Source organism: Flectobacillus longus (assembly GCF_030056705.1).
Lineage (GTDB): Bacteria > Bacteroidota > Bacteroidia > Cytophagales > Spirosomataceae > Flectobacillus > Flectobacillus longus.
Window position 1 is genome coordinate 258528 of sequence record NZ_JASHIC010000004.1, and the last position, 24831, is coordinate 283358.

Sequence of the window (24831 nt, forward strand, 5' to 3'; positions counted from 1 at the left end):
AATACAACATAAGAAATCCGAAATTGATAACTTTTAGTATCTTTCGTACACTATTAAATCACATTTTCAAATTTCCAAATCTTCAAATCCCTAAAACACCCATCTTATTTGCGCCTTCACATCACTTCGATGTGGAACGGGTATTTCATCAAGACCACTTCCGACGGTTTCTTGGTTAATATAGTCAGTTCTTGACCATCTTAGCCAAAATGTTAGGTTTTTATTTATATCATAAGACAAAACACTGTAATAACGCCAACCTCGTCCATAATAGGCTGGGAATGAAAAAGCATATTGTACATCTTGCTCATAGGTATATTGCCGATTATCGTAATCCTGAGTAGAGAAATAAGCTATTCGTGATGCCAGAGACCACGCTCCTTTACTCCATTTGGCATCTTGAGATACAGCCCAACCATAAGTAGCAATTTGTCCTTTAAACCGAAAAGCGCTTCCTGAAATTCGAGATTGTATAGAAATACCATTGAGGAGTTTATTGGTAAAATATCCGTTAAAAGTCCATCTATAGCGTGAAGTTACTTCGGTAATCGTTCGAGTTTTGGTTTTATTATTTTCGAGATAACTTTCTTTCCAACTAAAATTTTCTTCTTTATTTTCTAATCTTAATTGTCCCGAAATTCGTGATACTTTTGAAAGTTGATAGTTTAGTTTAACTAGGGTTTCAAAACCTTGTGTCTGAGGCTTATCTACTAAATACTTATACCATGGAAAATAAAAATAATCGATATAAGTAGTCCATTGCCAGCGACGACTTGGCATATATTTTATTCCCCAATAAATCCCTGTTTCGTTAATATTTCGAGTATTTTCAGAAAAAGCATTACCATAAAAAGAGTGAAAATCAGGTGTAAACTTTCGAAATAGCAATGACATATCCCAATGGCGATTGATACTACCAATTGCTCCCAATACAGTACCATACCCTCCACTGTTTGAAGTAGTTACCTCACCAAAAACTTGAGCAAATGATAGAGTATAATTATAGTAAAAACTCAGTAAAATATTTTGTGTACCAGCGAACTCATATTGATTATACGTCTTATTTGCCTTTAGTATTGACTTATCAAAGTCGGTATGAAGTAACATTGCTCCTACTCGTGAAAACTCAGATTGGTAACTAATTCCAGCGCCAAAGTTTGTTTCGAGTAGTACATTCTTGTCAGCCAGTTCTGAAGCAGTTCTATGAAAACCAGAGGTTTGGAGTGAGGATACACTCACCACGTTAAGGGAGTCTGGCTCTAGTTGATTGGCATCTCTTACGACACGAGAAATAAAACCGACACCTTGCCATTTTCGCCATTGAAAGTTACTCAAAATACCTCTAAAAAAGCCTGATTCAAGCGTGGATGTATATGGGCGGCCTCCCAAGGTAGGCTTACGGGTAAATAATATCGTTTCGGCACTTTTTCCTAAACTAAACCCACCACCTGTGGCTAATCCTTGTCCCATTTGAAGTTGATAATCGCCTATAATAAGATTTTTCAGAATACCTTTATTTTGTATTTGTAAATGAAATGACGTAAAATCAGTCCAGTTATTTTCTCCTTCATCTTTTTCTACTGTAAAACCTATGCTCAAATTTTTAGGATGTGCATACTTGTAACGTAGTAAACTTTTGACTGGACTATCGGCATAGCGAACGGTAGAAGCCTTGGTAGGAGGACTGAAGCCTTTTTTTTCTTCCAAAGTTTGACTAAAGCGTATCAAAAGCCAACTTTTAGCTAATTTCAAATCTCGCCCAAGCGTATTAATTTCCTGTTCACAAGTAATAAATGGTGCTAGTTTTTTCAGTATTTCTAGACTTAATTCTGGAACAGATTGCAACTCATAAATAGACATAAAAGGCCCAAAGTTTTTTCGATAATCAAAAAAAGCCTTTAGTTGAGCCGTCGACAAAATAGCGAGTCCCGACAAGGACTCATAATCAACACGATTGATGTCAATGGGATGAGATTGTATTTGAAGCCAATTTTCAAAAGTTTCCTCAGAAACTCCTTCAGTCGAAGTACCCAAAATATCATCATTGGATACCTGTGCTTGTAAATTAGGCATAATAATGCCTAATAAAATTAATAATAAGATTTTTTTCATGGTGTAGACTCTTATATTCAGACCCTTCAATAGGCCTTTGGGAGTAGTTTTCTAAAACAAATATACAATTTTAGTCAAAAAAAAAGCGAGAAAATCTCGCTTATACAAACTTTAAAATTTACGGCCGACTATTTCTAAAAAGTCATTAGCTTCTTCAGCAGCCATCACCCAATTAAACTTGGGCGCCAATACTTTATTCATTATATTTTTTGCTTCTAAATAGCTAGTACACCTATCCAAATCTTCTATTGCTTTAGAATAAGCATTAACATCACCTTCAAATAATTTACCAATAAAAATAAACTTTTGATTCAAACTGATAGCATCTGCAATACTTTTAATTTGACGATTAAATGCCAAATCTGATAATGGCGTACCCTGACTGATTACCTCTTTTCTCAGCAAATCATTTACTGTTGGTAGTTCATCGGTAAAGGCATCATTCAATTTTGATGGAATACGAATATCTGCTGGAGTACCTTCTTTGTCAATTTGTGCTTGAATAGCAGCTACTGTTGGCAAAGGTTCGTGATCCTCTTCCTCTGGTGCAGTTTGTGTATCTACCTCAGGTTCAATTTCTTCGTCATGTTCAACATCAAAAAACGACTGTGTCAATCGTGGACTAGCTGCACTAGGAGCTACCACTGTAGCAATTTTCTTATAAAACTCATCACGCTTAAATGCTAATGTTGCATTAAGCATTTCCAAATATTTATCTGGACTTTCGAACTCGTGATGATTTGCCAACTCATTCAACCAACTTAGTGCAGTAGTTACATACACATGGTTTTCATCAGCTATTTTATCTTTTAGTCCTTTTGCAAATACACTGTTAATCTTGGTATATTTAGCCAAGGTTACGATACGATCTTTTGTTAGTGTAAATTCGGGTGATTCACGAACAAAGTCATCAAAATATTTGCTTGGGTCTAATAACAGACCAATGGTATTTTTTACGGCATTAACCAACAATGGCTCAAAGTGTTCTCGATCTACCGAAATGTGATGAGATACTGTATTCATATAAGCCTGTAAAGCGGCCTTTACCTCTTCATTTTCAAAGTTAAAATAAGGGCTTTTGAAAGATTCTGTGTTAGATTTCCAAGTTTCGTACAAATCTCCAATCACAAATGTGTTCACCTGAGCAACGTTGCTCAGCTTCATAATTTGTTGACCTGAAATTGTATTATTTCTATTAAAAAAGTCGTCACAAACTTTGGCAGCATACTGTTTAGCGTATCGTTCTATTGCCTGAAAGTCTAACTTCATATTTTTACGGTTTGGGTTGAAACTTCTGGTTATGAATGTACGAAAGTAAAAGGATAAAAAAGAAATCTTCCCGTGAAAAGTATTTTAACTACCACTAAGAACGCAAATATTACACCAAAGATTATTCTGATTGATGAATAAAAGAAATAATTCCATGCTACTCACGGTGAAATTTTTCAAATTACAGCTTTCCTAGACTTTCATTCGAGAAGAAAGTCAAAATTGTATTCTTCGAATATTGACCAATTGGATAATATACAGAAAAGTGCGTTTATCGGTAGAGATAAAATGGGATATGACAAAAACGGCCTAAGCAGGAAAACTCGTGCTTAGGCCGTTTAGGGGAACCCTTGGGTTTATTAACTAATCTCTAGTTTTTCGCAAGCCTTCATTGCGGCAGTTTGTTCTGCTTTTTTCTTTGAATATCCCTGACCTACGGCAAAAAAATCATCGTCAACATAAATTGTAGCGGTAAATTCTTTGTTATGCTTGGCACCTTCTTCAGAAATATCAAATCTAATTTGCTTACCTTCACGTTGCGCCCATTCAATCACAAGAGATTTGAAGTTAGGGTTATTGGACACAACAGTATCTATATCGAAATGTTGGGTAAGAATAGACTTCACAATAAACTTTCGGGTAAATTGAAAACCTTTATCGAGATAAATCGCACCAATTAAGGCTTCGAGCGCATCGCCATACATTGATGTACGAGCCAAGACTGTTCGACGATTTCCGTCATATTCAACGAGCTTATCAAGTCCAATCTTACGAGCAACTACATTTAAGGATTCACGGCTTACCATTCTAGAACGAATCTCAGTCAAAAAACCTTCATCTTTAAATGGGAATTTTTTGAAAAGATATTCTGCTGTTATCATCCCTAGCACCGAGTCTCCCAAAAATTCGAGGCGTTCGTTCGATTCTTTGTATCCCTTTGCCACCGTTTCCTTCGACACTGATGAGTGCATAAATGCCAATCTGTACAGCATAATATTGGAAGGCTTCTGACCAATGATATGTTCTACAGCTTTCTTCAGCTTTTTGTCTTTCGGGTCGCTGGAAAAGAATTCTAAAATGGGTGACAACATATATTCGAAACAAAATCAAACTTGCAAACTTTCGTTGTATCATTAAGCAAGAACTTCACAACGAAAGTTTGCAATATTATTCAGATTAGATTTTTCTAAAAATAACTGTGGCATTATGTCCACCGAATCCAAAGCCATTACTCAAAACCACATCAATCTTACGTGATTGTGCTTGGTTTAAGGTAAGGTTCAAACGATTATCAACTGTTGGATCTTCTGTAACGTGGTTAATCGTTGGAGGAACAATTTGATGTTGCATAGCCAAAATAGAAGCTACTGCTTCAACTGCTCCAGCACCACCCAACAAGTGACCAGTCATCGACTTAGTTGAGCTAATGTTCAAGTTATAGGCATGCTCGCCAAATAATTCTACAATAGCTTTCAATTCTTGAGGATCGCCAAGTGGTGTTGATGTACCATGGGTATTGATATAATCAACTTCTTCTGGCTTGATCTTCGCATCGTCTAATGCGTCTTGCATCGACAACAAAGCACCATAACCTTCTGGGTGTGGAGCTGTGATGTGGTAAGCATCTGAAGAGAAACCTCCACCAATCATTTCAGCGTAGATTTTGGCTCCACGAGCAACAGCGTGCTCATATTCTTCCAAAATCAATGCTCCTGAACCTTCGCCTACTACAAAACCATCACGGTCTTTATCATAAGGGCGAGATGCCGTTTTAGGATCATCGTTACGCTCAGACATTGCACGCAAGGCTGTAAAACCACCTACAGAAGCAATAGTCACTGGCGCTTCAGAACCACCAGTAACACAAGCCTTCAAACGACCCAAGCGGATGTAATTGAAAGCATCGATAATAGCGTTGTTTGCTGACGAACAAGCAGAAACAGTTACGTAGTTTACACCACGGAAACCATGACGAATAGAGATAACTCCTGAAGCAGAGTCAGCAATCATTTTAGGAATGAAGAATGGGTTAAACTTTGGCGTACCGTCACCTTTCGCAAAATTGAAGCATTCATCTTCAAAAGTGCGAAGACCACCTATACCAGAGCCCCAAATAACTCCAATTTTATTTTTATCAACTTTTTCTAAGTCTAAGCCCGAATCTTTGATAGCTTCGTCAGATGCGACAATTGCATACTGAGCAAAAGCATCCATTTTACGTGCTTCTTGACGCGGAATAAAGTTGTTAACATCAAAATTTTTAATCTCGCAAGCAAAGCGAGTACGAAACTTCTCAGCATCAAATTTAGTGATATAATCACTACCACTAACACCATTTTTGAGACCTTCCCAATACTCTGGTGCTGTGTTTCCGATAGGAGTCAACGCTCCTATGCCAGTAACTACTACTCGTTTAAAGCTCATGTAGCGAAGTTGAGTTTCAAGTTCTATTAAAAGTGAAGATATTTTTAGGCGCTATTGGTGCAAAATCACCCTGAAAAAAGAATCTTGAGAGAGATAAATTTTCAGTAGCCTTGTTCACTCGAATTTCAAATATAGATGATTTTATAAATCAAATGAAGAAATATATGAATTAAGTTATAAAATCTCGCAGACAACTTGATTGATAAAAGGTTTGGAGATGGTACTTAATTACACCTTTCAAATAAAAATGTGCTAACCTGAACAATGATTTAGGGCAAAGCCACTGAACCACTCTCAAATTAGCACATACTGAAAAGTCAATTACTTAGCATGTTCTTCAAGATATGCAATAGCGTGACCAACTGTTTGGATGTTTTCAGCTTGGTCATCTGGAATTGTTACGTTGAATTCTTTTTCGAATTCCATAATCAATTCTACTGTATCCAAAGAGTCAGCACCCAAATCGTTTGTGAATGAAGCTTCTGGAGTTACTTCTGCTGCGTCAACGCCTAATTTCTCGACGATAATGCCTTTTACTTTTTCTGCAATTTCTGCCATTTTTAGAACGATTTTTGGTTAGAAAAACGGTGCAAAGATGATGATTAAAAATTAGATTGTCAAAAAATATTTCTAACAGATATTCGTAATCTCAGAATCTTTTAGACTTTTCTTAGAAAGAATAAAATAATTCTTTTACTTGCTCGTTTTCCGAACCCATTTTTAAGGGAATTTTATATTTAGCCCACAAATTTAGACGTTTTTTGCTATTCTTCGAGGCTTGATTATAGTTAATTTTTGCACTAGAAGCACAATGATGCTGCTCCTAGCAAACCTGCATCATTACCTAAGGTAGCACGTTTAATGGTTAAATCGCTTGCATGGTACTTTGTCAACCACTGATTTAGCTTGCGTTTCATGCTTGGCAAGATATAATCAAATGATGCAGAAAGACCACCACCAATCAAAATCAAATTGATGTCAAGAATCGCTACTAAGTGACATAGGTTTTCGCCCAACAACTCTCCTACTCTTTCAAATACTTGTAAAGCAAGCTTGTCATTTTCGGCAGCAGCAGCGACTAAACCTGTTGTCGATATAGAACCATCGTCTGGCAATTGTGTTTCGCCAGTGTATTCTCTTCTCATGTTGTTAGCCAAATCCAACAATTCATTTTTACCAATGTTACGCTCTAAAACTTTACCATTGGCCGACGGTGTATGACCTGGCTCCATAGCATTGCCACGACCACCTGTAAATACTTTTTTGCCAATGATTGCTGCGCCACCAACACCCGTTCCTAAAGTGATAAAAATATAGCTTTCGTCGATACGCTCTTCACCAAAATAAAACTCACCTAATGCTGCTGCATTGGCATCGTTTTCAAGATAAAAATTTACCCCTACAAATTTCTTCTCAAGCAAGTCTACCAATGGTACACGGTCGAGCTCAGGAATAGCTGTAATCTCGATAGGAGTACGACGAGTAGAATCAATCATACCTGGCAAACCAATACCTACCTTCTTGATATGCTTGTGGTCAAGTAATTGAAGGGCAATAGCCTCGGCAAGGCGGTCTTCGAAATGACCTGATTTGCGCCAGCTAACAGTATCATGACTGTAAAAATTTGAAATCTGACCAGTTTCAGAGTTAACGATACCCATTTTTACGTTCGTTCCTCCGATGTCAATACCTAAATACTCTGCTGCAGCCATCTAGTAAAATTGTAAGTTTTAAAGTTATATGTATGATTAGTAATTGGGATTACAGTATATTAAAATTTTTTCAAAATTACAGAAAAGTTTGTTTTTTCTATGTTATAACGAAATATTATATAGGTTTCTAGTATGTATTTAATACTAAATCAGTCATTTATTACTTAACTGTCAATATCTCGTTTAGAGAATACGTAATTTATTGCATTAAGTCCTAAAACAACAACACTTCCATGAAAAGGATACTGATTTTAGGAAACAATATACCTACACGACTTTCAGATTTTTCAATTGCTCCACAATTTCAAATACGGCAGGGCAAACTTTGGTATTTTCTAAGGTCAACTTCATGATACCCGACATATTTTTTCGGTCGGTATGCGGATATTCTCTGCATGCTCTGGGCCTTACTTCATAAATTGAACAATAATTATCTGCTCCCAAAAACGTGCACGGCGAACTATTGAGTACATAGTCTTGGTCTTTATCCAAATGCAAATATTTATCGATTAACTGCGCAGGGCGCATGCGCAAATGCTTGGCAATTCTATCAATATCTATATCTGTAAAAATCGGACTTGTCGTTTTACAGCAATTGGCACAAGCCAAACAGTCTACTTCCTCAAAAATCTCTTCATGACGAGGATGAAACATTTCGTCAAGGTTTTTTACTTTTTTGGTCTTTAGTCTTTCAAAAAACTTTTTGTTTTCGGGATACTTATTCAATGAAGCATCTCTAAACTCGGTGATGGTATCTTGATTGTATAACATATTCAACAATTTTATCTGACTACGGCTATTTTGCCCATTAGTGCTTGGTTGCCTTCGTCGGTACTTGTCATTACATAATATATTCCTGTTGGAACTTTACCTCCTGTTGGATATTGTCCGTTCCAAACTGCTCTTGAACCGTTTGATTTGGTTTCATAAATCAAGCGACCAGCGACATCCGTAATTTTTACGACTACATTTTCGTATAATCCATCTATGGTGATTAAACCTTCATATTCTGGACGAACAGGATTGGGATAAATTAAGGCTTTTCCTGAAATATTGTCACCTGCTTCCATGGCTGTTCCTTGATAAGAAACCATTCCTTGTGAGGTTCGAATAAATACTTCTCCTGTAGACGCCTCTATACCAATGTACGAGATTTGATTACTAGGAAGTGGAGAATTTGTCACCGTAAAATTATTAACTAATTCGGTGCCATCTTCAGAAAACAAAAATACACCATTACTGGTACCCATCCATTTACGATTGCCCCCGTCGATAGCAATAGAGGTTACAGTCTCATTTGCTAAAAGCCTTCTTTTTTCGAAAATTGGTGTATAAGCATCCAAATTACGCCCAGAAACCACACTCGCAGGGTCATCAAAAACGGCTACCCCTGCGGTAGTTCCCACCCATATCTGTCCATATTTGTCCAAAGTCATACTGGCAACCGTCGCACTCGGGAGGTTTCCTTGCCCCTTACCACTGTACAGATATGTTCTTTGTTTGGCTGGAGTTTCGACCATTATGCCTTGATAAGCACCTAAGCGCGTCCAGCGATTTTTGTCTGAGTCCAGAATAATAGAATCTTTACGGTATTGAAAAAGTGTATCTTGGCTCGTTGGGCTATAAGATTTGTACGTACCAGAAGCATTACTTACCAAACCATTGGCATTATCGGCTATCCAAAACTTTTGTTGACTATCCCAAAAACCATCTTGAAATTGTAAAGCCAAAGGCTCTGTCAGGCGAGAAACTGATTCGTCGGAGGTTTGGTAAACCCTCAGTATTGTACCATTTTTGATTAGTAAATGTTGTGTATCTAAGGCAATAAGTTTGTCGATAGCAGTCGCAAATTTTAGCGTAGAAAATAGTTGCCCATTCGTATATTTCCATAAATCTCCTTCGGTACTTCCAATCCATAACTGAGTACCTATTACGCTCAAAGCTCCTTTCAACGCGGTTCCATTTGGAGATTTTAGGGTAGTCCAGTTACCAAAGTACTGCAAATTGACTTCATTACTAAGATTCGCTTGACGTATTCCGATGGGTGTGGAGATATACAGGATATTTCCCACTACTACACTTTGAGAAACACCTAATGCGTTGCCATTTTCGCCCAAATACAAATAGGTTTCTTTCACTTCTTTTTTATCCAAATCCAATACAACTAAGCCAAAATCATAAGACATGAAGGCTGTATTTTGATAAAAGTTAATATCTGAAACCTTTTTGGAGCTAAGAATTGCAGTATTGTCTTCTATAAACTTTAGAGTTGTGATTTGAGATGTTGGTTCAAACTGGTTATCTAATTGTATCAAGTCTAGAGTTCCTGAAGCATATCCAACAATTAATAATTTGAGTGAGGCATGTATCTTTATTTGGGCAATTTGGTTATTACTTAATCCGTCTAATTTGGTTAAAATATTAGCTTCATTGGCAGATTTGTCATAATAAAAAAGTCCTTGCTCGGTGGCACAATAAATCAGATTGCCTGCTTGTGCCAGCGTTTTGGCTTTCTTATAATTGAAATGTGTCCTCCAAGTACCTACTGGAGTAGAAAGTTGTGCCACTGCATTGGTTAGAGTTATCAGAACAATACAGATTAGCAGTAAAAGTTGGAATAATGCTTGCGAAGCTTTTATTCCAACTTCAGAAGTTTTTTTTATGTATGAAAACATTTGCGACATCTTGCTTCATAACTATCGGTTTCGCCCAATAGTACTTGATTTTGTGCAGGAATTTTACGGTAGGAATAATTGGCAACATCACCACAAACTACACATACCGCATGCACTTTGGTGATATACTCGGCAATAGACATAAGGCCTGGCATTGGACCAAAGGGTTTGCCCTGAAAGTCCATATCTAAACCTGCTATAATTACTCTTTTGCCAGCGTCTGCCAATTGATTGGCAACGTCCACAACTGACTCTTGAAAAAACTGGGCTTCGTCGATACCAACCACATCACAATTACCTACCAAAGACAGCATTTCTGCGGGATCTTCTAATGGTAACGAAGACACAGATGATGCGTTATGTGAAACGATGTCTTCATTATGATAGCGAGTGTCGACAACTGGTTTAAAAATTTTAACGTCTTGTTTGGCAATTCTGGCACGATTGAGGCGACGAATCAACTCTTCAGTTTTTCCAGAAAACATTGATCCACAAATCACTTCTATCCATCCAGTTCGCTGACCTATTTGTTGTTGATTATGATAAGGTTCGATGAACACGATTAAAAAAATTTAGTCTAAAATTTGCAATTTGAATGAGTACGTGAGTAAAACTAACATAATTTTACCTGCAATAGGTATTAAGCTATACGCCGTAAGCTGAAAGTATAAAAGTATTTCTAACAAAATTATGAATACATTTTTTGCCTAATGCCTACTGCTTGCAGCCTAAAGCCTCATATATAAGACTGCGAAGATACGACATTTTAGGGTTTCTTGTTGTTTTGAATTTTGTCTACAGTACTATGAATAAAACAAATTTGAACCTTGGGATATTTTCTTTTCTAATGAAGAAATTTGAAATATGAACAGCGACTTTTTCACTTTTTTTATTATATTCGTGAAAAATCACTGTAAGCTTTTGATAATTATGTGATTTTAGTCTTTCCGCTCTAAATGTTAGCGCCGACTTTCATCGAGTTTTCATCGACAATGCTATTACACTCGGATAGTACGGTTATAGTCAATCATTTATCATAAAACAATCTTCTTAATCCTTTGAATCATTCGCTCCATTAGAGTGATATTTTCTTGTTGAGTCATTTTGATAAAACAATGTAACCGCATGCTTCTACCCTTTTAGAAATCAACATTTCAGTATTAAATATAAAGACTGAAGGCTTGAAGGACTATTTACTAGAAACAAAACCCAAACCATAAATTAACTAAGATTACTTACATTCCTAAAATCACTAACACGTTATGAAGACAATTTATCAATGGTTATCAGAGTATGGCGAAAGTCACCAAAACGCTACAAACAAAGCGGTGCATTCCATCTGTGTACCACTTATCTTTTTTAGTATTGTTGGTTTTTTCTTTAGTATAAAACTCCCCTTTTTCAATGTTCTGGGAATTGAAGGTAACTTAGCAATGTTGATGCTAACTTTCACCACGTTTTATTACTTTGTACTTTCAAAATCTCTATCCATTGGCATGTTTGTTTTTTCTCTTATCTGTTTACTTCTCTGTCTAGCTATCGAATCTTCTGGAATTGCGCCACTTTGGCAATTTTGCTCTACTATTTTCATTTTTGCATGGATTGGTCAATTTTGGGGGCATAAGGTGGAAGGTCGTAAACCTTCTTTTTTCAAGGACTTACAATTTTTAATGATTGGCCCTGCTTGGTTATTGAGTTTCATTTATCAGCGTTTTGGTATTACGTTTTAATATCATATAAGTTTTAGACACTCTGGCATTCGCTAATGCCATTCATCATATTCATGAACAATACAGCACCAAATGAGCTTATTTGGTGCTGTATTTTTTTATAAACCAATCACTTAAATTTAAAAAGTTATGATACTGATGATTTTGGGGTTAATGTTGTGCATCGCAGGATATATGTTCAACAGTCCCAATGCTAACCTTCAACGTATTGCTCGTCCACTTTCCATTGCTGGCATTATCTTTTTTCTTATTGGGTTTTCAACCTCTGTTGTCCGAAAAGTAGATACTGGGCAAGTTGGCGTACCTTCCTTGTTTGGGGAAGTACAAAACAAGACCTTAGAAAGCGGCTTAAATTTTATTAACCCACTGGACGATGTAACAATGTTTGATATTAAAACGCAAAATTATACTATGTCTGCTTCACACGATGAAGGAGACAAAGAAGGAGACGACGCCATCAGGGTATTGACGGCGGATGGCTTGGAAGTGATTATTGACTTAACGGTACTTTATCGGATAAGTCCCGCACAAGCTCCTGCTATTTTGAAACAAATTGGTGCTGATTACAAAGACAAAATTATTCGCCCGATTACTCGTACCAAAATTCGAGATAATGCAGTCTATTATGATGCAGTGTCGCTATATTCGACCAAAAGAGATGAATTTCAAAATCGTATTTTCAAAGCTATTGACATCGATTTGAAGAATAGAGGGATTGTTCTTGAACAGCTTTTAATTCGAAATATTAATTTACCAGCATCAGTAAAACAAACGATTGAATCTAAAATTAATGCTGAACAGGAAGCGCAAAAAATGCAATTTGTTTTACAAAAAGAAAAACAAGAAGCAGAACGTAAAAGAGTAGAAGCACAAGGTATTGCTGACTATCAGCGAATTATTTCGACAGGTCTGAGTGATAAGCAATTACAATACGAAGCAATCAAAGCCCAAAGAGATTTGTCATTATCTCCTAATGCAAAAGTTATCATTATGGGCGCCAAAGGAAATACACCTATCATTTTGAATTAATTTTTGGATTTGAAGATTTGAAAATTTGTTTTGCTACATCAAAACTCATTTTCAAATCTTCAAATTGACAAATTTCCAAATTCAAAAACTATCCTTTTAGAATATCATGTCCCATTTTGTCACGCTTAGTTTGCAAATAGCGCTCATTATGTGGATTTGGTGCAATTTCGATTGCAACGGTTTCTACGATTTCGAGACCATAACCAAAAAGAGCTGCACGTTTTTTAGGATTATTTGAAATCAATTTGATTTTACCAACGCCCAAATCACGTAAAATTTGTGCCCCTACACCATAATCTCTTTCATCCATTTTGAAACCTAATTCCAAATTAGCCTCCACGGTATCACGACCTTGTTCTTGAAGCTTGTAAGCCTTGAGTTTGTTAATCAAACCAATACCTCTACCCTCTTGGAACATATATAGGACTACTCCTTTTCCTGCTTTTTCAACCATTTCCATCGCATTGTGTAGCTGTGCCCCACAATCACAACGGCATGAGCCAAAGATATCGCCTGTAACACATGAGCTATGAACACGTACCAATACAGGTTCGTCTTTTTCCCAAGTTCCTTTTACCAAAGCAAGGTGACTTTCGCCTGTGTTTAATTGTTTAAAAGCAATTAAGTCAAAATGTCCACGTTCGGTTGGCATATCAACACCAATTTCACGCTTAATCAAAGATTCAGTTTTTAGGCGATATTCAACCAAATCCTTGATTGTTACAAGTTTCAAATTGAATTTATCAGCCATACGTCTCAAATCTGGAAGACGCGCCATGGTACCATCCTCATTCAATACTTCGATAAGTACACCTGAAGGCTTGAAACCAGCCAATTTGGCAAAATCCATAGCAGCTTCAGTATGCCCAGTACGACGCAAAACGCCTTCTTTACGAGCCTTCAAAGGGAAAATATGCCCAGGACGACCCAGCTCTTCAGGACGGATATTTTCGTCAACTAATGCCTGAATCGTTTTAGCACGATCGGGAGCTGAAATACCTGTGGTACAGCCATGACCTAATAAATCTACAGAAACAGTAAATGGCGTTTCGTGCGAGGCAGTATTATTGCCCACCATCATTTCGAGACCTAATTCATTACAACGTTCTTCGGTCAGGGATACGCACATCAAACCACGACCTTCACGAATCATAAAATTGACCATTTCGGGAGTGATTGCCTCAGAGGCACAAATCATATCTCCTTCATTTTCACGGTCTTCATCATCAGCAACAATGATTATTTCACCATTTCTGATTGCTTCTATAGCCTCCTCAATACTATCTAATTTAATAGCTGACATCTTTTTATTTTTTTGGGGCCGAAACAAAAGTATTAGCAGAGTTTCAATAAGTCATAAAGAAGTCTTGTTTTCACGTAACCTATTCAATTCTTTATAATTTGAGAATGTTCTTGCCAACACTTTCATGTCGAATCAATATCATAAATTTGTATTTCATTTAAAACTCCAAAGTTATACTATTTTGTTCCGAGTCAGTACAGGCTTACTCACAAAGGTGATATTTTTTGTATATTTATCATAAAATCGCACCTCATTCGTTGATAGATTATCTCCCTTGTCTCTCCTACCTATTTGTGTTTATATACATTGTTAGCATAGTTATTGCTACTACCTTTATTTAATCTTATCCTAAGTTGATTTTTGAAGATATTAATCATTATGATTCATTTATTTACTACATACTTTACTCGAAATATCTTTTTTCTTTTTCTACTGGTAACTTTTCATGAAGTTGCTTTAGGACAATGCCCGAATGCCCCATTGAGTGACGACAGGGGTGTTTTTTCAATCAATAATATTGATTCGAATCCTGTAAACTCGGATGGAGATAACAACCCTACTGCAGTCAATAATATACCTTTGAAAGTATGCCCGCAACAATCCCTTACGTTGAAAGATTTAGTAAATGGCGGGCAATCCCGATCTTTCGAAATTACTCAAAACACATCCGTACTTTCTACGCCTAGTGCAATTCCTGTACCTAGTACTACTAACTCAATATCTACTACAGCGCCAGTCACTCCAGGAATATATTTTATCAAGAGCTTCGGTAGCAACAATGGAGCAGGCTACTACGCTTGTCAGGTGATTCAGGTAGTAGACTTGGAAAAACCCAAATACACCGTAAAAATGTGTGATATTGCTGGTACATCACAAAAAGAAGTTACGATTGTTCTACTCGATGACCCATCAAATAAGTTGATTGATGCTTATTCCTATTCTGTTACACCATTAGGAAGTGTTCCAAGAGGTACAAATATTTCTGACATAACTAATTACCCTTACTCAATCCCACTAACAGTAAATAGTGGCTTTACATCTTATGAGTTAGTTATCTCGGGGACAAACAAAGTAGGTAGATGTGAAAAATCAGACTCAAGAACCCTCACCACAGTATCTACTCCACAAACTCCCATACTATACGACATAAGTATTGATAATGGAATTTCATTAAATGTAGCAGCCACTGCTGGAATAGAACATAAAATTTGGATGCGTGATCCCATAGGCGAATCAACCTATAATACAACTGGCACACCAGTTTATACTTACACACCTACTGCCTCATTAGTAGGTGAAATACAAAAATTCTCTGTTCCTGACCCTACCAAGCAATATTGCTTTAAAGTTAATGCCTTTGACGTATGCAATGAAAAGACTGTTGAAAGCATCAACGAAATTTGTACCACACCACTCAGGGGCGATACAAAGCAAGGGGGTAATACCATTATTTGGTCAGTAGCACAAGGTAACCTACTTGGCAATACTTTTCGTTCATACGATGTATTCAAAGTAGATGCATCTGGCACTGAATCACTAGTAAGAAATATTACAACTATAGGAGATAATCTGTATGATGATACAAATGTTATTTGTGGAGAAGAATACACCTATAAGGTCGTAACTAATTACCAATCCAAATCCATTTCCAATTTACTAAAACTAAAAAACACTTCCGTTCCTCCAACGCCTCTAGGTAAGTTAGGTAGTACCGTCATAGGTGGACAATCGATTCGTGTAACGTCATTGGAAAAAGAAGGAAATGATTTACCAACATTCACAGCTTTTAACTACTACCGTGCCAACAGCATCAATGGCAATTATACTAAAGTACATTCGGGTACGAGTGCTTTTTGGGATGATACTTCGGTCAATACAAACGCTCAACAGTATTGCTTTTATATGACATGGACAGGTGGCTGTGGCGAGTCTCAGCCGTCCTCTAAGGTTTGCCCCATTTTTGCTCAAATGCAAGGCTCATCAATGATTTGGTCTCCCGAAAGTTCTTTTACAGATCCTATTACAGAATATAGAATCTATCGGATAGACCCTATTACAGGTCTTCCCATTAATACCGCTGGATCTGGCTTACCTTATACAAGCACAAGAAATTCACTCAACCTTTCTACTTTAAACATTCCTGAAGCAGAAGGACAAACCATTTATTTAGCGATTGAGGGCTATCCGACTAGCTATCCTCCTACTACACTTTCTAACTATGTAGAATATCAACGTCCTTCGTTGGTACTTTCGGCACAGGCATTTACGCCTAATGGCGATGGGCTCAATGACACATTTTATATTCAAGGACGATTTATCAAGGCTACAAAAATGTCTATTTTTGACCGTTGGGGCAATTTAATTTCATTTATAGAAAACACCAACTATCAAAATAATCCACAGTTGGGTTGGGACGGTACAAGCTCAAATGGCAACAAAGTACCTGCGGGAAGTTACGCTTTTCAGGTACAAGTAGAAGACCTTTCTGGTAATATCATTACTAAAGAAGGAAGCATTGTAGTGGTTTACTAAATGGTTTCATTAATCAACGTTTTGGTGACTTGAGGGAAGAATTGTAACTTGCAAGTCCAACATGAGCATTGGCTCATGAACCATTTTTTGATTATCCAAAACAAAGCAAATAAGTTATGTTCGACATGATGGGAATGCTTGGAAAGGTAAAAGACCTTCAAGCAAAAATGAAAGAAGCACAAGAAACATTGGGAACAATCGTTGAAACTGGCGAAGCTGGTGGTGGTATGGTAAAAGTAACTATCAATGGCAAAAAACAATTGCTCAATGTTGAAATCGATGAAGATTTATTAAAACCTTCTGACCGTGAAGTTGTACAAGATTTGATTGTAGCAGCTACTAACATTGCCATGGGTAATATCGAAGGTAAAATCAAAGAACACCTACAGCAAGCTACTAATGGACTTCTTCCGAATATTCCTGGCTTGGATTTAGGAGGAATGTTTTCATAAAACATGAAATAAATGAGTGGTTGATTGGTAATGTAGGATTAAGGCAATACTAGCTATTCTACATTGCCAATCAACCACTCATTCACTCAATCATTCAACAATACGCTAGGATGTCTATCAAAATTCAAAATCTTACCAAAATTTACGGGCAGCAAAAAGCTGTTGACAATATTTCTTTTGAGGTTAATCAAGGTGAAATTGTTGGTTTTCTCGGACCTAACGGTGCAGGAAAGTCCACTACCATGAAAATCGCTACTTGTTATATTCCTGCCACTGAAGGTTCTGTAGAAGTATGTGGTTACGATGTACAAAAGTCGTCAAAAGAAGTACGTAGAAATATTGGTTACCTTCCCGAACACAACCCACTTTATTTGGATATGTATGTGAAGGAATTTTTGAGCTTTGTTGGTGGAATTTACCAAATAAAAGGCAATCAACTGACACGCAGAATCGAAGAGGTGATAGAGTTAGTAGGTTTACAAATTGAACAAAAGAAAAAAATCGGTCAGCTTTCAAAAGGATATCGTCAACGTGTAGGACTAGCTCAAGCGTTGATTCATGACCCAAAAGTTTTGATTTTGGACGAACCAACAACGGGTCTCGATCCTAATCAACTTGTTGAGATTCGTCAGGTTATCAAAAATATCGGAAAAGAAAAAACAGTGGTATTCTCGACACATATCATGCAAGAAGTAGAGGCTATCTGTGACAGAGTCGTCATTATCAACAAAGGTAAAATCGTAGAAGACCAAGCGCTTTCGTCATTGGTACAAAATGGACAATCTTTGGAGGATACTTTCCGTAAATTAACGATTCAATAAAAGAACAATAAGCTAGAGAACAACTTTGATTTTCTAGCTTACTGTTTATTGAGTAAGGATATTTTTAATTCTTAATCAAGGATTTCAAACTTGTCGGCATCCAAATAGGCAGGAAACTGCGTTCTAAATGTATTCAAATTCTCCTTTGAGAGTGTAATCGTAACCATAGCTTCTTCATTACTTTTTTCAAAAAGGTATTCTCCTTTAAAATTCAGCACCGCCGAATCTCCCGAAAAAGCATAATCATTCCCATCTGTGCCTACTCGGTTTACCCCAACTACATAGCTTTGATTTTCGATAGCACGAGCTACAAGCAAAGATTTCCAAGGATATGCTCTTGCGGCAGGCCAATTGGCAACATATATCAATACATCGTATTCTTGAGCAACATTGCGTGACCATACGGGAAAGCGTAAATCGTAGCAAATCAATGGGCAAATTTTCCAGCCTTTTAGAGTTGCTATTAATCGTTTATTACCTCCTTCATAATGAGAATGTTCATTGCCCATTCTAAACAAATGTCGCTTATCATAAGTCTGAAATTGTCCGTCAGGTTGCATCCAAATCATACGATTAAACACCTTCTCGCCCTCCCGAATCATCACACTACCCAGAATCACAGCTTTTGTTTGAGCAGCTTGTTGTTTCATCCACTTAAAGGTAGTCAGGTTCATTGGTTCAGCGAGCGTTGTATTCATCGAAAAAGCTGTGCTAAACATCTCTGGTAATACAATCAAATCGGTTTCCTCCTCTATCTGAGCTATTTTTTCTTCCAGCATAGCCAAATTCGCTATGGGACTTTCCCAATATAGTTCTGTTTGTATGAGCGTAACTTTAAGGTCTTGCATTTTCTTTTTAGATTTGGAATGGGAAACTCTCTTATTCTTTTTCCCGTTGTATTTTCATTAAAAAAGTACTCAAATTTAAAGGAAGGAACCTTTAATCATGATGATATGGGGGAATACTTTTGTAATAAATGAGTAAAAAAATCTATTTTGGGGGTTTATTAAGAGGAAGTTTTTAGTATCTATACATCAGTTTTAGGGCATAAAAGTAGCTTTTCTAAAAATATGTGATTTCAAAAACTAACAAATATCAGCTATTTGAGGTTTCTTGAATAATGTTACTGGCTTAGTTGATAAACCTACTTGTCTGTTCCAATATTCTTGCCTAATTTTACAGACAGTTTCCAATATAACAAGAATCTAATTTTTAACGCATAGCGTCCTAAATATCCTAGAATTATCTTAAACAAATGAGAGAAATACAATTCAGAGAGGCTCTTCGTGAAGCCATGAACGAAGAAATGCGTCGTGACCAATCAGTTTTTTTACTGGGAGAAGAAGTAGCCGAATACAATGGTGCTTACAAAGTTTCGCAAGGAATGTTAGATGAATTCGGTCCAGACCGAGTAATTGACACACCAATTGCCGAGCTAGGTTTTGCAGGAATCGCTGTAGGTGCTGCCGCTAATGGTTTGCGTCCTATCGTTGAATTCATGACATTCAACTTCTCATTGGTAGCTATTGACCAAATTATCAACTCTGCTGCCAAAATGATGTCGATGTCAGGTGGTCAGTATTCTTGTCCAATGGTTTTCCGTGGACCTACAGGTAATGCTGGTCAATTGTCTTCACAACACTCTTCAAACTTCGAAAACTGGTTTGCTAACACGCCAGGTTTGAAAGTAGTTGTGCCTTCAAACCCTGCTGATGCAAAAGGACTTTTGAAAGCTTCTATCCGTGACAATGACCCTGTTATTTTCATGGAGTCTGAATTGATGTACGGAGACAAAGGACTTGTTCCAGATGGCGAATATCTTACTCCGATTGGAAAAGCAAATATTGTGAAAGAAGGTACTGACGTTACTATCGTAACTTTTGGTAAAATGTTGTCACGTGTTGTTATGCCAGCCGTTGCTGAATTAACTAAAATGGGTATCAATGCTGAGGTTATCGATTTAAGAACTGTTCGTCCTATCGACTATGAAACTGTTCTTGCGTCTGTAAAGAGAACCAATCGTTGTGTGGTAGTTGAAGAAGCAAACCCTATTGCAGGACTTTCTTCTGAGATTGCCTACAATATTCAACGTTGGGCATTTGATTATATGGATGCACCAGTTATCCGTGTCAACTCAAAAGACCTTCCTCTTCCTTATGCACCAACGCTAATCGATGAGATTTTGCCAAGCGTTCAACGTACAGTTGATGCTGTAAAGGCAGTACTTTATAAAAACTAATTCCTATTGATAAAATTGCGTTTAGTAGTTCATTTTACTAACTGAACTTTTATTCATAGAATTTTCAAAAAAATCTTAGTCTTCTCAGGCTAAGATTTTTTTTTATTTTAATACCATTATCATTATATGTATCAACAGATACCATTCTGCGATTATAACCAATATTCAGGCGCTTATAATTATTTAACACTCTTATATAAATTTCTAATTCTCTAAGCACTCGAAGATTTATAAATATAGTGCAAATTTTAAAACACAATTTATTTCAATCATAACCTTTTTCGGTCATTAATGTATTTGGAATAGTGATTTTCAATGTCTATTTTAGAGTTACAAAGCCCATAAAATTTTATACACATGAAGAATCACTATCTAATTATTATTCTGCTATCTTTCATATTTTTATTTACTCAATGTAGCGAAGACCAATCGGTAGAGCCTACTAGCCCTGAGCACAATGGTCTCAAAATTGACCTTAGCTCAATTTACAGAGGAGTGTATCTTGACAGCTTAAAATATATTGTTGGTGATCAAGGTAAAGAAAATGCTTTACTTCAATGGTGCCAATACAATAATTTTACAACTGTTACATGCTATGATTTATACACTTTGTTGGCAACCTCAGCGGGGTATCCAAAAGTAGCTGCATTTATTCGCAAAGCGCGTACTCAATACGGCATCACTACTGTTACCGCCTGCATGGGTTCGGCTAGCGCTTTTACAACTATCATTAATAATTATAATGCTAGCCGTACAGATGCCCTTGAAAAATTTGATTATGCTAACTTGGAACTTGAATGGTGGAATAAAGCTGCATCCTTTAAAAACTACCTCAAAGAATTGCAAGGAATCAATGCTTGGGGAGATGCTCAAACAACGCCAGTGCCAACAGAAACTTACATTGGGTGGTTCCAAAACCCTACTGGTCAGGAGTTGACACAGGCAACAGGAATTGTTACAAATACAGACCGAGTATTGGTACACGATTACCAAACTACTCCTACTTTTAGCTATATGCAGAGCCGCCTACAATGGTTAGGAAAAGCGGCTAAAGCGCAAAACAAAATTCAAAAAGTAGTATTCTTATTTAGTGCAGAAACTACTTTTTCGTTCAACTATTTTGTCAATAATAGCTTTGACAATACTTATATAAAAGTACTCAGCGAATACCAAGCTGCATCATTCACAGGAAAAGAAAACCTTGAAATTATTGGTTATCAAATTTTTGCCCAATCAGAAGGACGTGCTGCACGCCCAATGATAATTCTGTAGGATTTGAGTATCAATGGTGAATTAGTAGTGTACCTAGGATGATAAAACTGTTTATTTTAGATATCGGATGTTGGATTTCGGAAGTGTAAGCTTCTATTGCTTATGACAAATAAAGGTCTTTTTATTTATTTCCGAAATCAGAAATCCCAATTCTACAATAGTTTGAAATCCTTCGTAAAGCGCTAATTCACAATTTTCTAGGCAAATATAAGCTTCAAGCAAGCAATCACTAGTCCTAATGCCAGCATATAGCGTAAGGTCGGGATATTGAATCGATGACTACCATAATACGCTCCAGCCATACCGCCAGCAATAGTAGCCAAGACTGCATATACCAAATCAGGCTGAACCACCAACGTCCCTTTTGAGATAGATCCTATTAGTCCAGAAACGGAGTTTACAAAGATAAATAATGCCGAAACAGCAGCCGTTTGTTTGAGTGTTGCCCAGCCCATTACTAGCATCACTGGACTCAGGATAATCCCCCCACCAATACCAATCATTCCAGACAAAAGTCCAATAACAGCACCCGTCAACAAAGCGCCAAACAAAGGAATTTCCTTTACTTCATGCTCAGACTTTTCAAATTTTACTAGCATTCTTACTATCGAAATAAGAATACATACCGCTAATATTTTTTTGTAAATACTATCGGGAAGCGTATAAGTGGCGCCTAAAAAAGACATAGGAATACTAGCAATGGCAAAAGGCCAAAAAAGCTTGATTTTGAAATGTCCTGCGCGATAGAAACCTATAAAAGAAAATAATGATACCGCTAAGTTCATAATCAGAGCTGAAGATTTCATCAGTGCGGGTGCAAAACCCAACAATGCCATCACAGCAAGATACCCACTAGCCCCACCATGTCCTACCGAAGCATATAAAAAAGCCACTGTTGCTAGCATCGCCAGCATTAAAATCATTTGGGTAATTTCCATGAATTAAGTAAGATTTGTGACTGCTGAGTTTGAACCCAGATGAGTTATTCGCAAATTTAATTGCTCGTTATTTTTGTAAAAATATAACGTGTTAACTAAAAAGGCAATACTTAGAGAAGTATAAATAAAAAATGAGACGTATATTTAAACGACTCCTAAGGTGTGACTTTTTTGATTGAAAGCTTCGGTTTCTTGTTGCAGAAAATCTTTAAACCTTTGTTGTAAGGCTTTATATTCTACAATGGCTTTTATTCCCTCTTCTGTAACTACAGCTCCTCCACCTCTTTTACCACCCACTTGGGTAATCACAAAGGGTTTGGCAGACTGGACATTCATCGAATTAATCAATTCCCATGCTCTCTTATATGACATATTCATAGCTTTGGCAGCTTGTGAAATAGACCCATGTTCGATAATTAATTCCATCAATTGGATTCTTCCTTTTCCTAAAAATCGGTCGGTACCATCAGATTTTTCAATCCAAACAGCCCCCACAACCTGATAAGATTCTTTTCCTTGACTCATATATTGGGAATTAAGTATTAATGTTGAATGATGAATTGTGAATTAGTAGTGCACCAAGGATTTTAAAATCATCCATTGGAGATATCGGATGTTGGGTTTCGGAAGTGTAAACTACTTTTAAAAATTATATTTTGTAAAAAATACAGGTATTTCACTTCATTACCGAAATCAAAAATCCCAAATGGCTTGCAAACTTTGTTACAGTCTTACTTCACTATTTATCATTATCGCTATTTTATAAATGTATAGGTATTTTTTGATAAAAATATCTTTTAAAAACACCAAATTATCTTTACAAACTATTATAAAACATGAAAAAAATTACAACTGCTTTATTATGTTGTTTTCTAGCAACAGCATCCATTTTTGCACAAAAATATGTGCCTAGTCCCGAAAACCTCAAAGCTCGTCAAGAATTTGACGAAGCTCGCTTTGGTATGTTTATCCACTGGGGCGCATCAAGCGTTTTGGGCGATGGTGAATGGGTTATGAACAACAAAAATATTAAAATAAAAGATTATCAAAGACTCCAAAGAGCTTTTAATCCAGTGGATTTTGATGCAAAAACATGGGTAGGCATTGCCAAAAATGCTGGTATGAAATATATTACCCTTATTACTCGCCACCACGACGGCTTTAGTAATTTTCATACGCAATATTCAGATTGGGGCATTGCAAACACCCCTTTTAAAAGAGATATTGTTAAAGAAATCGCCGATGAATGTCATAAACAAGGTATCAAAATATGCTTTTATTATTCGCTATTGGATTGGTATCGCACCGATTATCCTTATGAAACTGGTAAAACAGGTAAAGGTACTGGTCGCACTGAAAAAAGTAATTATGCCAGCTACTTGCAGTTTATGAAAAATCAACTTACCGAGCTACTTACCAAATATGGTGAGGTATCCACTATCTGGTTTGATGGCCATTGGGATCAATTAGACAACGATCATGATAAAACGTTACAATCTAAAATTGACTGGAAATATGACGAAATTTATTCACTGATTCACAAACTTCAACCACAATGTTTGATTGGTAATAACCACCATTTATTACCAATTGATGGCGAAGATTTCCAGATGTTTGAGCGTGACCTTCCTGGCGAAAACAAATCAGGTTTGTCGGGACAAGAAATTGGTAAATTACCCATCGAAACTTGCGAAACACTCAATGGCTCATGGGGATATAATATCAAAGACAACAGCTACAAAACTCCTAAAGAGTTGGTTGATTACTTGGTTAGAGCGGCAGGATACGGTGCCAACTTTTTGTTGAATGTTGGTCCAATGCCAAATGGCGAGATTCAACCAGAATTTGTAGAAAGATTGACGAAGGTTGGTGATTTTATGAAAATCTATGGCTCTACGATTTATGGTACACAAGGTGGGTTTGTTCGTCCGCAAGATTGGGGTGCTGTAACCGAAAAAGGCAATAAAGTATATCTTCATTTACTAAAACAAAAAGAAGATAAGTGGATGATTAAAATACCTGTAGCTTTCAAAACGGCTAAATATTTTAAATCAGGCACACCTGTGAAGTTCCAAAAATTGGATAACAACTTCGTTGTTTTTGATATCAATCCAGCACAGCGAGATGAATTAGACACTGTGATTGAGTTGGAAAAGTAAGATTTCCTTATCACATTTAAGCGTTTGATTTTATAGGGAATGGTGTTTTGAGCACCATTCCCTATTTTTTTGAAAAAGACACAGAGAAAGTATTACTAAAAATAGAGCATTTTAATAGATTTATTTATTTTTACTACAAACTTTTAGTTCTTAATCTATCAAAC

20 protein-coding genes and 1 pseudogene are annotated in these 24831 nt (G+C 36.7%); 8 read left to right on the forward strand and 13 right to left on the reverse strand.

The window, feature by feature from the left end; all coding sequences use genetic code 11:
- Nucleotides 1-90: 90 nt before the first annotated feature.
- The 9 genes from QM491_RS03925 to QM491_RS03965 all read right to left on the reverse strand — a co-directional run bounded on the left by QM491_RS03925 (nt 91) and on the right by QM491_RS03965 (nt 10752).
- On the reverse strand, nt 91-2112 hold the full coding sequence (locus QM491_RS03925; RefSeq protein ID WP_283325934.1) for a helix-hairpin-helix domain-containing protein: 2022 nt from the start codon (nt 2110-2112) through the stop codon (nt 91-93).
- Between the two features lie 111 nt (nt 2113-2223).
- Complete coding sequence (locus QM491_RS03930; protein ID WP_283325935.1) at nt 2224-3381, reverse strand: DUF8457 domain-containing protein; 1158 nt, start codon at nt 3379-3381, stop codon at nt 2224-2226.
- A gap of 359 nt (nt 3382-3740) precedes the next feature.
- Nucleotides 3741-4472, reverse strand: a complete 732-nt coding sequence (gene rnc / locus QM491_RS03935) for a ribonuclease III (protein WP_283325936.1) — start codon at nt 4470-4472, stop codon at nt 3741-3743.
- Nucleotides 4473-4557: 85 nt separating this feature from the next.
- Nucleotides 4558-5805 carry a beta-ketoacyl-ACP synthase II gene (fabF, locus tag QM491_RS03940; protein WP_283325937.1) on the reverse strand — a complete coding sequence of 416 codons (1248 nt, stop codon included), beginning with the start codon at nt 5803-5805 and terminating at the stop codon, nt 4558-4560.
- A gap of 321 nt (nt 5806-6126) precedes the next feature.
- Nucleotides 6127-6363 (reverse strand): acyl carrier protein, encoded by a 237-nt coding sequence (locus tag QM491_RS03945; protein ID WP_095160293.1) that lies wholly within the window; start codon nt 6361-6363, stop codon nt 6127-6129.
- Nucleotides 6364-6605: 242 nt separating this feature from the next.
- Nucleotides 6606-7517 carry an ROK family protein gene (locus QM491_RS03950; RefSeq protein ID WP_283325938.1) on the reverse strand — a complete coding sequence of 304 codons (912 nt, stop codon included), beginning with the start codon at nt 7515-7517 and terminating at the stop codon, nt 6606-6608.
- A 267-nt stretch (nt 7518-7784) separates the two neighbouring features.
- A complete protein-coding gene (locus QM491_RS03955; protein WP_283325939.1) occupies nt 7785-8288 on the reverse strand; it encodes a YkgJ family cysteine cluster protein in 504 nt (167 codons plus the stop codon).
- A gap of 11 nt (nt 8289-8299) precedes the next feature.
- Entirely contained in the window at nt 8300-10192 is a 1893-nt protein-coding gene (gene porZ / locus QM491_RS03960) for a type IX secretion system anionic LPS delivery protein PorZ (protein WP_283325940.1), read from the reverse strand.
- Nucleotides 10177-10752 carry a thymidine kinase gene (locus QM491_RS03965; RefSeq protein WP_283325941.1) on the reverse strand — a complete coding sequence of 192 codons (576 nt, stop codon included), beginning with the start codon at nt 10750-10752 and terminating at the stop codon, nt 10177-10179. The genes porZ and QM491_RS03965 overlap by 16 nt, the downstream gene beginning before the upstream one ends.
- Nucleotides 10753-11454: 702 nt before the next feature.
- Between QM491_RS03965 and QM491_RS03970 the strand changes: the two genes are divergently transcribed.
- Both QM491_RS03970 and QM491_RS03975 read left to right on the forward strand, forming a co-directional pair.
- Nucleotides 11455-11922 (forward strand): Mpo1 family 2-hydroxy fatty acid dioxygenase, encoded by a 468-nt coding sequence (locus QM491_RS03970; protein ID WP_283325942.1) that lies wholly within the window; start codon nt 11455-11457, stop codon nt 11920-11922.
- A 129-nt stretch (nt 11923-12051) separates the two neighbouring features.
- Nucleotides 12052-12951: a prohibitin family protein gene (locus tag QM491_RS03975; RefSeq protein WP_283325943.1), complete on the forward strand. Its 900-nt coding sequence runs from the start codon at nt 12052-12054 to the stop codon at nt 12949-12951.
- 88 nt (nt 12952-13039) lie between these two features.
- Here the strand turns inward: QM491_RS03975 and QM491_RS03980 are convergent, their stop codons facing one another.
- Nucleotides 13040-14254, reverse strand: a complete 1215-nt coding sequence (locus QM491_RS03980; RefSeq protein ID WP_283325944.1) for a bifunctional 3,4-dihydroxy-2-butanone-4-phosphate synthase/GTP cyclohydrolase II — start codon at nt 14252-14254, stop codon at nt 13040-13042.
- Between the two features lie 378 nt (nt 14255-14632).
- On the opposite strand from QM491_RS03980, the gene QM491_RS03985 reads away from it, so the two are divergent.
- The 3 genes and pseudogenes from QM491_RS03985 to gldA all read left to right on the forward strand — a co-directional run.
- Complete coding sequence (locus QM491_RS03985; protein WP_283325945.1) at nt 14633-16786, forward strand: T9SS type B sorting domain-containing protein; 2154 nt, start codon at nt 14633-14635, stop codon at nt 16784-16786.
- Between the two features lie 116 nt (nt 16787-16902).
- On the forward strand, nt 16903-17238 hold the full coding sequence (locus QM491_RS03990) for a YbaB/EbfC family nucleoid-associated protein (protein ID WP_095160286.1): 336 nt from the start codon (nt 16903-16905) through the stop codon (nt 17236-17238).
- Nucleotides 17239-17348: 110 nt separating this feature from the next.
- Nucleotides 17349-18005: pseudogene (gldA, locus tag QM491_RS03995) on the forward strand (gliding motility-associated ABC transporter ATP-binding subunit GldA); the annotation flags it as partial.
- Nucleotides 18006-18130: 125 nt separating this feature from the next.
- Here the strand turns inward: gldA and QM491_RS04000 are convergent.
- The gene (locus tag QM491_RS04000; RefSeq protein WP_283325946.1) at nt 18131-18907 is read right to left on the reverse strand and encodes an amidohydrolase; all 777 of its coding nucleotides are present in this window, start codon (nt 18905-18907) and stop codon (nt 18131-18133) included.
- A gap of 407 nt (nt 18908-19314) precedes the next feature.
- Between QM491_RS04000 and QM491_RS04005 the strand changes: the two genes are divergently transcribed.
- Nucleotides 19315-20298 (forward strand): pyruvate dehydrogenase complex E1 component subunit beta, encoded by a 984-nt coding sequence (locus QM491_RS04005; RefSeq protein ID WP_283325947.1) that lies wholly within the window; start codon nt 19315-19317, stop codon nt 20296-20298.
- 357 nt (nt 20299-20655) lie between these two features.
- Nucleotides 20656-21570 carry a hypothetical protein gene (locus QM491_RS04010; RefSeq protein ID WP_283325948.1) on the forward strand — a complete coding sequence of 305 codons (915 nt, stop codon included), beginning with the start codon at nt 20656-20658 and terminating at the stop codon, nt 21568-21570.
- 197 nt (nt 21571-21767) lie between these two features.
- Here QM491_RS04010 and QM491_RS04015 read toward each other — a convergent pair whose 3' ends face one another.
- Both QM491_RS04015 and QM491_RS04020 read right to left on the reverse strand, forming a co-directional pair.
- A complete protein-coding gene (locus tag QM491_RS04015) occupies nt 21768-22508 on the reverse strand; it encodes a sulfite exporter TauE/SafE family protein (RefSeq protein WP_283325949.1) in 741 nt (246 codons plus the stop codon).
- Nucleotides 22509-22652: 144 nt separating this feature from the next.
- Nucleotides 22653-23033: a winged helix-turn-helix domain-containing protein gene (locus tag QM491_RS04020; protein ID WP_283325950.1), complete on the reverse strand. Its 381-nt coding sequence runs from the start codon at nt 23031-23033 to the stop codon at nt 22653-22655.
- A 311-nt stretch (nt 23034-23344) separates the two neighbouring features.
- Between QM491_RS04020 and QM491_RS04025 the strand changes: the two genes are divergently transcribed.
- Nucleotides 23345-24667, forward strand: coding sequence for an alpha-L-fucosidase (locus QM491_RS04025; RefSeq protein WP_283325951.1), 1323 nt, complete (start codon nt 23345-23347; stop codon nt 24665-24667).
- Nucleotides 24668-24831 lie beyond the last annotated feature (164 nt).

What these genes read in the sequence shown, in the direction of transcription:
- QM491_RS04025 (WP_283325951.1), top strand. Translation starts at nt 23,345, where the DNA reads ATGAAAAAAATTACAACTGCTTTATTATGTTGTTTTCTAGCAACAGCA.
- QM491_RS03930 (WP_283325935.1), bottom strand. Translation starts at nt 3,381, where the DNA reads ATGAAGTTAGACTTTCAGGCAATAGAACGATACGCTAAACAGTATGCT.
- QM491_RS04010 (WP_283325948.1), top strand. Translation starts at nt 20,656, where the DNA reads ATGAAGAATCACTATCTAATTATTATTCTGCTATCTTTCATATTTTTA.
- QM491_RS04015 (WP_283325949.1), bottom strand. Translation starts at nt 22,508, where the DNA reads ATGGAAATTACCCAAATGATTTTAATGCTGGCGATGCTAGCAACAGTG.
- QM491_RS03985 (WP_283325945.1), top strand. Translation starts at nt 14,633, where the DNA reads ATGATTCATTTATTTACTACATACTTTACTCGAAATATCTTTTTTCTT.
- QM491_RS03980 (WP_283325944.1), bottom strand. Translation starts at nt 14,254, where the DNA reads ATGTCAGCTATTAAATTAGATAGTATTGAGGAGGCTATAGAAGCAATC.
- QM491_RS03975 (WP_283325943.1), top strand. Translation starts at nt 12,052, where the DNA reads ATGATACTGATGATTTTGGGGTTAATGTTGTGCATCGCAGGATATATG.
- QM491_RS03990 (WP_095160286.1), top strand. Translation starts at nt 16,903, where the DNA reads ATGTTCGACATGATGGGAATGCTTGGAAAGGTAAAAGACCTTCAAGCA.
- QM491_RS04005 (WP_283325947.1), top strand. Translation starts at nt 19,315, where the DNA reads ATGAGAGAAATACAATTCAGAGAGGCTCTTCGTGAAGCCATGAACGAA.
- QM491_RS03950 (WP_283325938.1), bottom strand. Translation starts at nt 7,517, where the DNA reads ATGGCTGCAGCAGAGTATTTAGGTATTGACATCGGAGGAACGAACGTA.
- QM491_RS03945 (WP_095160293.1), bottom strand. Translation starts at nt 6,363, where the DNA reads ATGGCAGAAATTGCAGAAAAAGTAAAAGGCATTATCGTCGAGAAATTA.
- porZ (WP_283325940.1), bottom strand. Translation starts at nt 10,192, where the DNA reads ATGTTTTCATACATAAAAAAAACTTCTGAAGTTGGAATAAAAGCTTCG.
- QM491_RS04000 (WP_283325946.1), bottom strand. Translation starts at nt 18,907, where the DNA reads ATGCAAGACCTTAAAGTTACGCTCATACAAACAGAACTATATTGGGAA.
- QM491_RS03925 (WP_283325934.1), bottom strand. Translation starts at nt 2,112, where the DNA reads ATGAAAAAAATCTTATTATTAATTTTATTAGGCATTATTATGCCTAAT.
- QM491_RS03970 (WP_283325942.1), top strand. Translation starts at nt 11,455, where the DNA reads ATGAAGACAATTTATCAATGGTTATCAGAGTATGGCGAAAGTCACCAA.
- rnc (WP_283325936.1), bottom strand. Translation starts at nt 4,472, where the DNA reads ATGTTGTCACCCATTTTAGAATTCTTTTCCAGCGACCCGAAAGACAAA.
- QM491_RS03955 (WP_283325939.1), bottom strand. Translation starts at nt 8,288, where the DNA reads ATGTTATACAATCAAGATACCATCACCGAGTTTAGAGATGCTTCATTG.
- fabF (WP_283325937.1), bottom strand. Translation starts at nt 5,805, where the DNA reads ATGAGCTTTAAACGAGTAGTAGTTACTGGCATAGGAGCGTTGACTCCT.
- QM491_RS04020 (WP_283325950.1), bottom strand. Translation starts at nt 23,033, where the DNA reads ATGAGTCAAGGAAAAGAATCTTATCAGGTTGTGGGGGCTGTTTGGATT.